This window comes from Pseudomonas sp. ICMP22404, from assembly GCF_006227205.1.
Classification (GTDB): Bacteria; Pseudomonadota; Gammaproteobacteria; order Pseudomonadales; family Pseudomonadaceae; genus Aquipseudomonas.
In genome coordinates, this window is record NZ_VCNG01000009.1 from 52,327 (window position 1) to 63,504 (window position 11,178).

Annotated in this window: 9 protein-coding genes; 8 read left to right on the forward strand and 1 reads right to left on the reverse strand. The window is 61.3% G+C overall.

What is annotated here, in order from left to right; translation table 11 throughout:
- Window positions 1–12: 12 nt before the first annotated feature.
- The 7 genes from FGE05_RS16665 to FGE05_RS16700 all read left to right on the forward strand — a co-directional run bounded on the left by FGE05_RS16665 (window position 13) and on the right by FGE05_RS16700 (window position 9,463).
- Window positions 13–1,248: a DUF3426 domain-containing protein gene (locus FGE05_RS16665; RefSeq protein WP_139646638.1), complete on the forward strand. Its 1,236-nt coding sequence runs from the start codon at window positions 13–15 to the stop codon at window positions 1,246–1,248.
- 185 nt (window positions 1,249–1,433) lie between these two features.
- Complete coding sequence (dusB, locus tag FGE05_RS16670; protein ID WP_139646641.1) at window positions 1,434–2,441, forward strand: tRNA dihydrouridine synthase DusB; 1,008 nt, start codon at window positions 1,434–1,436, stop codon at window positions 2,439–2,441.
- Window positions 2,438–2,758 carry a DNA-binding transcriptional regulator Fis gene (gene fis / locus FGE05_RS16675; RefSeq protein ID WP_024781407.1) on the forward strand — a complete coding sequence of 107 codons (321 nt, stop codon included), beginning with the start codon at window positions 2,438–2,440 and terminating at the stop codon, window positions 2,756–2,758. Before dusB ends, fis begins: the two co-directional genes overlap by 4 nt.
- A gap of 83 nt (window positions 2,759–2,841) precedes the next feature.
- A complete protein-coding gene (purH, locus tag FGE05_RS16680; RefSeq protein WP_139646642.1) occupies window positions 2,842–4,449 on the forward strand; it encodes a bifunctional phosphoribosylaminoimidazolecarboxamide formyltransferase/IMP cyclohydrolase in 1,608 nt (535 codons plus the stop codon).
- A gap of 185 nt (window positions 4,450–4,634) precedes the next feature.
- Window positions 4,635–5,930 (forward strand): phosphoribosylamine--glycine ligase, encoded by a 1,296-nt coding sequence (gene purD / locus FGE05_RS16690; protein WP_139646646.1) that lies wholly within the window; start codon window positions 4,635–4,637, stop codon window positions 5,928–5,930.
- Window positions 5,931–6,029: 99 nt separating this feature from the next.
- Complete coding sequence (locus FGE05_RS16695; RefSeq protein ID WP_139646647.1) at window positions 6,030–8,804, forward strand: hybrid sensor histidine kinase/response regulator; 2,775 nt, start codon at window positions 6,030–6,032, stop codon at window positions 8,802–8,804.
- Window positions 8,805–8,866: 62 nt separating this feature from the next.
- The gene (locus FGE05_RS16700; RefSeq protein WP_139646649.1) at window positions 8,867–9,463 is read left to right on the forward strand and encodes a MarC family protein; all 597 of its coding nucleotides are present in this window, start codon (window positions 8,867–8,869) and stop codon (window positions 9,461–9,463) included.
- Between the two features lie 13 nt (window positions 9,464–9,476).
- On the opposite strand, the gene FGE05_RS16705 is transcribed toward FGE05_RS16700, so the two are convergent.
- Window positions 9,477–10,295, reverse strand: coding sequence for a hypothetical protein (locus tag FGE05_RS16705; RefSeq protein WP_139646651.1), 819 nt, complete (start codon window positions 10,293–10,295; stop codon window positions 9,477–9,479).
- A gap of 215 nt (window positions 10,296–10,510) precedes the next feature.
- Between FGE05_RS16705 and FGE05_RS16710 the strand changes: the two genes are divergently transcribed.
- Window positions 10,511–11,173: a hypothetical protein gene (locus FGE05_RS16710; protein WP_139646653.1), complete on the forward strand. Its 663-nt coding sequence runs from the start codon at window positions 10,511–10,513 to the stop codon at window positions 11,171–11,173.
- The last annotated feature ends 5 nt before the right edge of the window (window positions 11,174–11,178 follow it).

Below are 11,178 nucleotides of genomic sequence, written 5' to 3' on the forward strand. Positions count from 1 at the left end.
CCGGATAGCCGCATGACCGACAGTTTCGTCACCCAGTGCCCGCATTGCCACACCAGTTTTCGCGTCAGCCATGCTCAATTGAGCGTGGCCCGCGGGGTGGTTCGCTGCGGCTCGTGCCTGCAAGTCTTCAATGCCGCACGGCAACTGCTGGAACAACGGACAGCCAGGGAACCCGCTCCCGCCCCTCCCGCGCCCATTCGGCCTGCCGTCGTCGAAGCACCGCCCCGGGCGATCAGCCAGAAGCAGTGGACCGCCGCGGAGCTGGACCTGGATGACCTGGACAAGGAACTGGCTCGCCTGGAGCGACGCGACAAACGGGCACCGGACTCCTTCGGCCGACGCCGCGAAGATAACCTGAGCGCACAGCGGGACCACCTTTCCGACGAGCAGGAACCCTGGTCCGACAGCCTGTACAGCGAGTCTCCCGCTGAGCGCGCGGAAGCAGTGGCCCAAGTCCCTATCGAACCGTTCGCGCCCCATGAGCCCGTCCGGCCACCACGCACCGAGCCGTCCCTGTCCCTACCTCTGACGCTGGAACCACTGGACCCGGACGATGAACCTGGCGCGCCGCTGCACCTGGCGCCGGACGATGAGCCCGACGAACGCCTCGAGCGCCTGTCCGCCACCGACGATATCGACGACGCCGACGAAGAGCCGGTCCAGTCCCGCAGGAAACGCGAACGCCAGGAGCCTGGAATACGCGCCGAAGTCCTTCAGGACCTTGACGACGATCCGTTGCAACTGGACTGGCGCAAGCGCCGCTCGCCCTGGGGGCGGCGCCTGCTGTGGAGCCTGTTGATCCTGCTCGCCGCCGGGGCCTTGGCAGGCCAGTACATCGCCTATCATTTCGACGAACTGGCCCGCCAGGACCAGTACCGCCCGTGGTTCCTGCAGATTTGCCCGACCATTGGCTGCGACGTGCCATCCAAAGTCGACATCGCCAAGATCAAGAGCAGCAACCTGGTGGTGCGCAGTCATCCGGACTTCAGCGGCGCCCTGGTGGTGGACGCGATCATCTACAATCGTGCGCCCTTCTCCCAGCCTTTTCCGCTGCTGGAACTGCGCTTCGCCGACCTTAACGGGCACTTGATCGCCAGCCGTCGCTTCAAGCCCGGAGAATACCTGGGCGGCGATCTGGAAGGCCTGGGGGAAATGCCGCCGCAGACCCCTATTCATATCGCCCTGGACATTCTGGATCCGGGCCCCAAAGCGGTGAACTACAGTTTGAGCTTCCACTCGCCCGAGTGAAGCCACCGGGGGCCAGTCGATTGACGGCAGCTTTCTGACCCACCCCAGCCGGACCAAACCGCTGGCGATAACAAAATAGCTGTTCAGATTTTATCCAATTCGATCTTTATCCAGTCATCGAGAGCGGGTATCATGCCAACCCTTTTTCGAAGTCTCATGATCCGGCCCCACTTCAGGGAAGTCCTATGTCGGCGGTACGCATCGGCCCATACACACTGCAGAACGGTCTGGTTCTCGCCCCCATGGCGGGCGTCACCGATCAGCCCTTTCGTCAGTTATGCAAACGGCTGGGCGCCGGTCTTGTGGTTTCGGAAATGGTCACCAGCGACATGAGCCTGTGGAACACCCGCAAGTCGCGTCTGCGCATGATCCACGAAGGCGATCCCGAGCCCCGCTCGGTACAGATCGCCGGTGGCGATGCACAGATGCTGGCAGAGGCGGCCCGGGCCAATGTGGCGCTGGGGGCACAGATCATCGACATCAACATGGGCTGCCCGGCAAAGAAGGTCTGCAACAAGGCTGCCGGCTCGGCGCTGTTGAAGGATGAGGCCCTGGTTACCGAGATCCTGCAGGCGGTCGTCGCCGCAGTCGATGTGCCGGTGACCTTGAAGATCCGCACCGGGTGGGACCGGGAGAACAGGAATGGCCTGACGGTGGCGAAGATCGCCGAACAGGCGGGAATCACGGCGTTGGCGGTCCATGGCCGCACCCGTGCCGACCTGTACACCGGCGAGGCCGAGTACGACACCATCGCCGCGATCAAGCAGGCGGTGTCGATACCGGTGTTTGCCAATGGCGATGTCGACTCGCCAGAGAAGGCCCAGTATGTGCTGGACGCAACCGGTGCCGACGGCCTGTTGATCGGCCGGGCCGCCCAGGGGCGGCCCTGGATTTTCCGTGAGATCGAACACTTCCTGCGCACTGGCGAAAAGCTCGCTGCGCCGCAAATGTCCGAGGTGGAACGAATTCTGCTGGAGCATCTGGCCGCGCTGCATGCCTTCTACGGAGAAGTCATGGGCGTACGCATCGCGCGCAAGCATGTGGGCTGGTATCTCGCAACCCTGCCGGGCGCCAGGGAGTTTCGCGCCCGCTTCAATCGTTTGGATGGTACGCAAGCACAATGCGCCGACGTTCAGGCCTTCTTCGCTGAACGTTACAAGAGCCTGACAGGGGACGAAGGGGTGGCCGCATGACGATGATGACCGAGACTTTAGTGAGTGGAATAACACCCGTGAGCGACAACGTGAATTTGAAACAGCACCTCAATACGCCTAGCGAAGAGGGTCAGACCCTTCGCGGGAGTGTCGAGAAGGCGCTGCACAATTATTTCGCCCACCTTGAGGGCGCTGCCGTCACGGATGTGTACAACCTGGTGCTTTCCGAAGTCGAGGCGCCACTGCTCGAAAGCGTGATGAACTACGTCAAGGGCAACCAGACCAAGGCCAGCGAGATGCTGGGCCTGAACCGCGGTACCCTGCGCAAGAAACTCAAGCAGTACGATCTGCTGTAAGCATTCAATCAAACCAGAAAGGCGCCCGCATAAAAAACGGTCGCCTTTTTTGCTGACTTCCCTTGCTTTTGATGGAAATTGAAATGACCGACCAGACCACCCGCCTGCCGATCCGCCGCGCCTTGATCAGCGTCTCCGACAAGACCGGGATCCTCGAATTCGCCCGCGAGCTGCAACAGCTGGGTGTCGAGATCCTCTCCACCGGCGGGACCTTCAAGCTGCTGCAGGACAATGGCGTCGCCGCAGTGGAAGTCGCGGACTACACCGGTTTTGCGGAAATGATGGACGGTCGGGTCAAGACCCTGCACCCGAAAATCCACGGTGGGATCCTGGGCCGTCGCGGCATCGACGACGCCATCATGAACGAACACGGCATCAAGCCGATCGACCTGGTGGCGGTCAACCTCTACCCGTTCGAAGCCACCATCAACAAGCCGGGCTGCGACCTGCCGACCGCCATCGAGAACATCGACATCGGCGGCCCGACCATGGTCCGCTCGGCGGCCAAGAACCACAAAGACGTGGCCATCGTGGTCAACGCCAGCGACTACGCCAATGTGCTGGAAAACCTCAAGGCCGGCGGCCTGACTTACGCCCAGCGTTTCGACCTGATGCTCAAGGCCTTCGAACACACCGCCGCCTACGACGGCATGATCGCCAACTACATGGGCACCGTGAACCAGGCCGCTGAAACCCTGTCGACCGAAGGCCGCAGCGAATTCCCGCGCACCTTCAACACCCAGTTCGTCAAGGCCCAGGAAATGCGCTATGGCGAGAACCCGCACCAGAGCGCGGCGTTCTACGTGGAAGCCAAGCCTGCCGAAGTCGGCATCGCCACCGCCACCCAGCTGCAAGGCAAGGAACTGTCGTTCAACAACGTGGCCGACACCGACGCCGCGCTGGAGTGCGTGAAGAGCTTCGTCAAGCCGGCCTGCGTGATCGTCAAGCACGCCAACCCGTGCGGCGTGGCCGTGAGCCCGGACGCCGAGGGCGGTATCCGCCAGGCCTACGAGCTGGCCTACGCCACCGACACCGAATCGGCCTTCGGTGGCATCATCGCCTTCAACCGTGAACTGGATGCCGAGACCGCCAAAGCCATCGTCGAGCGTCAGTTCGTCGAAGTGATCATCGCGCCTTCGGTCAGCGAAGAAGCTCGCGCCATCGTGGCCGCCAAGGCCAACGTGCGCCTGCTGGCCTGCGGCCAATGGTCGGCCGACCGTGCTCCGGCCTGGGACTACAAGCGCGTCAACGGCGGCCTGCTGGTACAGAGCCGCGACATCGGCATGATCGGCAGCGCCGACCTGAAAGTCGTGACCCAGCGCGCCCCGAGCGAGCAGGAAATCAACGACCTGATCTTCGCCTGGAAAGTCGCCAAGTACGTCAAGTCCAACGCCATCGTCTACGCCAAGAACCGCCAGACCATCGGTGTCGGCGCCGGCCAGATGAGCCGCGTGAACTCGGCCCGTATCGCCGCCATCAAAGCCGAGCACGCCGGCCTGCAGGTCCAGGGCGCGGTCATGGCGTCCGATGCGTTCTTCCCGTTCCGCGACGGTATCGACAACGCGGCCAAGGTCGGCATCACCGCCGTCATCCAACCGGGTGGTTCGATGCGTGACAATGAAGTGATTGCCGCCGCCGACGAAGCAGGCATCGCGATGGTCTTTACGGGCATGCGCCATTTCCGTCACTAACATCGATCGATGTGGAAGCTGAGTTTGTGTGGGAGCAAGGCTTGCCCGCGATAGCATCACCTCGGTGCGCCTGATAAACCGAGTTGCCTGCATCGCGGGCAAGCCTTGCTCCCACACAGGCTCGCTTCCACAGAAGAGCAGCTTCAGCGCTGCATACAGAATCAGCGTCATCCGAGGTTTTTGAAATGAATGTTTTGATCATTGGCAGCGGTGGCCGTGAACACGCCCTGGCCTGGAAAGTGGCCCAGGATCCGCGCGTGGAGAAGGTTTTCGTGGCGCCGGGCAATGCCGGTACCGCCATCGAAGCCAAGTGCGAGAACGTCGCCATCGACGTGCTGGCCCTGGAACAATTGGCCGACTTCGCCGAGAAGAATGTCTCGCTGACCATCGTCGGTCCGGAAGTGCCGTTGGTCGCCGGTGTCGTCGACCTGTTCCGCTCCCGTGGCCTGGACTGCTTCGGTCCGACCGCCGGCGCCGCACAGTTGGAAGGCTCGAAAGCCTTCACCAAGGATTTCCTGGCCCGGCACAAGATTCCGACCGCCGACTACCAGAATTTCACCGAAATCGAGCCGGCCCTGGCCTACCTGCGGGAGAAAGGCGCCCCTATCGTGATCAAGGCCGATGGCCTGGCGGCCGGTAAAGGCGTGATCGTGGCCATGACCCTGGCCGAAGCCGAAGACGCCGTGCGCGACATGCTGGCCGGCAATGCCTTCGGTGACGCCGGCTCTCGGGTCGTGATCGAAGAATTCCTCGACGGCGAAGAAGCCAGCTTCATCGTCATGGTGGACGGCAAGAACGTCTTGCCGATGGCCACCAGCCAGGACCACAAGCGCGTCGGCGACGGCGACAGCGGCCCGAACACCGGCGGCATGGGTGCCTATTCCCCGGCCCCAGTCGTCACCGCCCAGGTGCACCAGCGTGTCATGGACCAGGTGATCTGGCCAACCGTGCGCGGAATGGCTGAGGAAGGCAACGTTTACACGGGTTTCCTCTATGCTGGCCTGATGATCGACAAGGCTGGTAACCCAAAAGTCATCGAATTCAACTGCCGTTTCGGCGATCCTGAGACCCAGCCGGTGATGTTGCGCCTGCAATCGAGCCTGGTCCTGCTGGTCGAAGCCGCGTTGGCCCAGGCGCTGGACAAGGTCGAAGCGCAGTGGGATCCGCGCCCAAGCGTTGGTGTCGTATTGGCGGCCGGCGGCTACCCGAGCGACTACGCCAAGGGCAGCGCGATCCGTGGCCTGGAGGCCGCGGCCCAGTTGGAAGGCAAGGTTTTCCACGCCGGGACCGCGCTGAAGGACGGCCAGGTCGTCACCGCCGGCGGTCGCGTGCTGTGCGCCACCGCCATGGGAGCCAGTGTCGACGCCGCTCAGCAGCAGGCCTACAAGCTTGCCGCCGAGATCGATTGGGAAGGTTGCTTCTACCGTAAGGACATTGGTTATCGTGCCATTGCCCGCGAGCGTGGCGAAAATCTGGAATAACCCGGCCTTTCAGCCAGGCAGGGCTCCGTGGCCCTTGCCTGTCTGTCCGGGCGCCGCGCATAGTTATAATCTGGCATCAACCTAAGAAGGGATTTCGCCGTGCGCTGGCTCAGGATTGCCATAGGCTTTACCGTCACCCTGCTTACGCTGCTCTGCATGCTTTCGGCCCAGGCCGCGCCAGGCAGTGGCTGGGCGGTATTGCTCGACGAACAGGGCGACCTGAAGCTGAGCGACATCCGCTCCGCCCGCTACACCAACCAATTCAGCCCCATCGACCTCGACCGTATCCGCGCCGCCGAGCCTGATGGCGCGCTGTGGCTGCGCTTCCGGCTGGCACCCGACAAGCATGAGCAGATCCTGCGCATCTTTGCGCCCGACCTGTCGCGCTTGAATCTCTATGTGCTGGACGGCGACGCCCTGATCGATCAACAGATCACCGGCAATGCCCTGCCCCGCAGCGAGCATTCGGTGCCCAGCAGCGATTTCATGCTGGCCCTGCCCCGCAGCGATAAACCGCTGGACGTCTACCTGCGACTGGCATCCCGGCATGAGCTGCGCCCGCACATCACCCTGCAGCCGGCAATCGTGGCCGCGGCGGATCAGAACCAGACCCTGATCTATGGCTGGTTGTTCGGCTGCATCGCCATGCTGATCCTGCACAACCTCACCCGCTACGCCTACACCCGCTCACGCAGTTGCCTGTGGTTGGCGGCTTGTGAGGGGCTGCTGATGCTCAGCCTGGCATTGCTGCTGAACCTGGCGGGGGGCTGGTTACCCGACTGGCCGGCGGTGCAGACTCCTGGTGCTTATCTGGCCCTGCTGCTGACCGCGCCATGCGGCCTGATGCTCGCCTACCGCTTTTTTGCCCCCCTGGGACCACACCCGCTGAACCGGCTGCTGCTGGGGGGCATCGTGTTCATCATGCTGTGCAGTCTGTTGCTGTTGTTCGTCAACACCCTGCCGCTCAACATCATGACCTATGCGCTGGTGGCCTTGGCCGGCCTGAGCATGCTGTTCGTCAGCGCCTGGCACTGGCAGAAGGGCTACCGCCCCGCACGGCTGTTTGTCGCGGCCATGGTGGTTTTCAACCTGGGTACGCTGATCATCCTGCCCGCCCTGCAAGGCCTCACGGAAGTCGCGCCCCAAGGCCTGATCGTCACGCTGCTGGTGTTCATCTGCATCAGCGGCCTGCTGATGAGCGTCGCCCTGGGCGAACGCCAGCGCTCCATCAACGAAAGCCGTTTCAGCATCAGTCGCGACCTGGCGGCGAGCAATGCCGAGATCAATGCCAAGGCGGAATTCCTGGCCAAGATCAGCCACGAGATCCGTACCCCGATGAACGGCGTGCTGGGCATGACCGAGCTGCTGCTGGGTACGCCGCTGTCGGTCAAGCAGCGCGACTACGTGCAGACCATCCACAGCGCCGGCAACGAGCTGCTGACGCTGATCAATGAGATCCTCGACATTTCCCGGCTCGAATCCGGTCAGATCGAACTGGACGATGTGCAGTTCGATCTCAATGCCTTGATCGAGGATTGCCTGAGCATCTTCCGCGCCAAGGCCGAGCAGCAGAATGTCGAACTGATCAGTTTCATCCAGCCCCAGGTACCGCGGGTGATCAGCGGTGACCCGACGCGGCTGCGCCAGGCGTTGCTGAGCCTGTTGGAAAACGCCTTGAAGAAGACCGACGAAGGCGAGGTGCTGATCGTCGTGGCCCTTGACGAGCGCAGCAGCGAACCGCGCCTGCGCATTGCCGTACAAGACAGCGGCGTGCCCATGGACGCCGAAGAGCGCGACACGCTCATGCACGCCGAGCTGCACAGCAAGAACTTCCTGTCGGCCACGCGCTTGGGCGGCAACCTGGGCCTGGTCATCGCCCGCCAGTTGATCATGCTGATGCACGGCGAGTTCGGCATCAAGAGTGGAAGCAACCAGGGCAGCACCTTGTGGCTGACCCTGCCGTTGGATCCGGATCGCCTGGAGCACCCGACCTCCGATCTCGACAGTCCGTTGCAAGGCGCGCGGGTGCTGGTCGTCGATGACAATGAGACCTGCCGCAAGGTGCTGGTGCAGCAATGCAGCGCCTGGGGCTTGAATGTCAGCGCGGTGCCATCGGGCAAGGAAGCCCTGGCGCTGCTGCGCACCAAGGCCCACCTGCGGGATTATTTCGACGTGGTGCTGCTGGACCAGAACATGCCTGGCATGACCGGCATGCAGCTGGCGGCCAAGATCAAGGAAGACCCAAGCCTGAACCACGACATCCTGTTGATCATGCTCACCGGCATCAGCAACGCACCGAGCAAGATCGTGGCGCGCAACAGCGGGGTCAAGCGCATCCTCGCCAAGCCGGTGGCCGGCTATACCCTCAAGACCACCCTCGCGGACGAACTGAACCAGCGCAACAAAGGCCATGCCCCCAATGTCCCATTGAATGCCGGTCCCGCCGTGCCGGTGAAAGTCCCCAGCGACTTCCGCATCCTGGTGGCCGAAGACAACAGCATTTCCACCAAAGTCATCCGCGGCATGCTCGGCAAGCTCAACCTGCAACCCGACACCGCCAGCAACGGTGAGGAAGCCCTCAAGGCCATGAAGGAACGGCGCTACGACCTGGTCCTGATGGATTGCGAAATGCCGATCCTCGATGGATTTTCCGCCACCCAGCAGCTGCGAGCCTGGGAAATGGGTAACCAGCGAACCCGCACGCCCATCGTGGCGCTCACGGCCCACATCCTGGCCGAGCACAAGGAGCGGGCCCGTCAGGCCGGGATGGACGGCCACATGGCCAAACCGGTGGAGTTGTCGCAACTGCGCGAGCTGATCGAGCACTGGGTGGCCCAACGCGAACAACAGAACCGCACGGCGCAAACGTCCTGAGCCGACAGACGTCACACTGCCTGATAGACTTCCGTCCTCTTTCTCCGCCTTGAGCCCCGACCATGCTCCATGTGCTGTTCAGCGTTTACCTGAAGATGCTGGTGCTCTACAGCCCCTTCTTCGTATTGTCGTGCTTTATCGGCCTGACCCGTGGCTATTCGCGCAAGGAGCAGCGACGCCTGGCCTGGAAGGTCGCGATCGCAACACTGATCTCCAGCGTCCTGCTGTATTTGTTCGGGCGGGTGATTTTCACTGTGTTCGGCATCACCGTGGATGCGTTCCGTATCGGCGCTGGCAGCGTGCTGTTCATTTCGGCGCTGGGCATGGCCCAAGGCAAGTCGGCTGTGCAGACCGACAATGTCCAGCAGGACGTAACCATCGTCCCGCTGACCATTCCGTTGACTGTCGGCCCCGGCACCATCGGCGCGCTGCTGGTGATGGGCGTGAGCCAGCCGCACTGGGACGACAAACTCATGGCTATCATCAGCATCGCCCTGGCCAGCTTCACCGTCGGTGTCGTGCTCTACCTGTCCAGCCGCATCGAACGGATCCTGGGTGACCAGGGCTTGCAGATCGTCAGCCGCCTGATGGGCTTATTCGTCTGTGCGTTGGCGGCACAGATCATCTTTACCGGCGTGAAAGGCTACCTGGTGCCATAACACCACTGACCTGTCAGCCTTGCTTGCGGCGGTTGAAGCGCTTTCGCAGCACTTCCCTGCGATGTTCCCCCAGGTACTCCTCGATGTCCGACCTGAACTCTTCGTAACGAGCCGGGTTGAACGTCACGAAGGATTTACCGCGAAAGATGTCCCGCGCCGACGATTGCCAGTTCACGAAAAGGACACCGCCGTTATTCGAAGTGCCGGTCTGCCTGATCGAGGCGGACGATGCGATCAGGATGCCGTTGGCCAACTGCTCGCAGGGAATGACGGAGAGGCGAGCGCCCTCGGGTGTCTTGACCTGGCTGTTGAACAGATTGATGGTTTGCTTATCCTGCTTCAGCCCGTCGATCGTGGTGTTCACCACAGCACCGAGCACCGATGCTGCCGGGACACTGGCCTTCACGCCATCGATGATCCCCTTGACGATATCGCTGATCACGAAGTCCATGTCCACGCGCTGGGAACTCTCGGAGTAGCGGGCATAGCCGTCATCGGCCACGAAACATCCGAGGTCATGCAGGCACCGGATAAATGCGTCGTACCACGCCAAGGTGTTCTTGCCGCCCGGCACTTCAAAGTTGGCCTCCATGATGGCCATGGTCATCAGATTCTCCATGATCGCCATGTTGGTGAGCGACATGTTGCTGCCGTAGCCTACCAGCGCGTTTCCCAACATCAGCGCGTCCAGATCCCTGGTCGGGCTGTCCAGTAGTGCTGCGGATCGACGCACACGCAGACTGGGAGAAACCAGCGCCTTGCGCCTGTTGATGCGCGCGCCGATCAGCTCAATGCTCTGTTCAATACTCACTTCACTTTCAAACTGTTCCATATAACTTCCTTGGTTATGTAATGACCGCTCCTGCGGACAAGCTGCAATCTAATTTACCCTTTAGTAAAACTGCAACTTCAGGCCCATTACAACATATGTAGCCTTCCTGGCCTCGGCCTCCCAACAACATTCTGATTTAAATCAACTCATTTACTTACTTGAATCCACCGACCACCATTGTATTTATAAAAGACAACTTCTACGGAGACTCACCCATGAACAACCCATCGCTGACCGGCCTGGTCACAGGTCCTAACCTGCTCTCCTATATCGAGACACTTTCCCTGCAGGATCACAACGACATCGCGGACTGCAATAACATTGCCACCCGCTCAGCCGACCTTGGTCATCACCGCTATACCGATTCGAAAGGCTGGTTCGAAGAGTATGTACGCACGTTGAATTTCCTCGGCTGGTCGCTGTATGACGACACCATCTTCACCCGTACCCGGCACCTCGTCTCCGGCTCGGTGGCGGACTTCCTGGTTCAGGGCGCCCAGGCCATGAAGGATTCACGGCAGGCGAACGCAATGATCGATACCCTCGATGCCCTGAAAGCCGATCAGCCGGCGATGCTGTCCTTCGACAAGGAAACCCGGCACGGCGAAACGTTTCAGATCATCCCGGCCCGCTACGACTCGCGGAACGACGTCCATATCGCCGTCTACAAGCTCGAACTGAGCGTGGATATAAAAAAACACAACTTTCTATTTTGGGACTGGGAAAAGCGCTCGGCAAAAATCATCCAGCAACAGGCATTCTTCAAACTGGACAGGATTCATTTGAACAATAAAAGAACCCTCATAAAGAAGAAGCTGGACGAACATCTCATGAGGCGATTCAACTTGAAAAGGAATCGCCCCATGAGCGTTCAATAATCGGC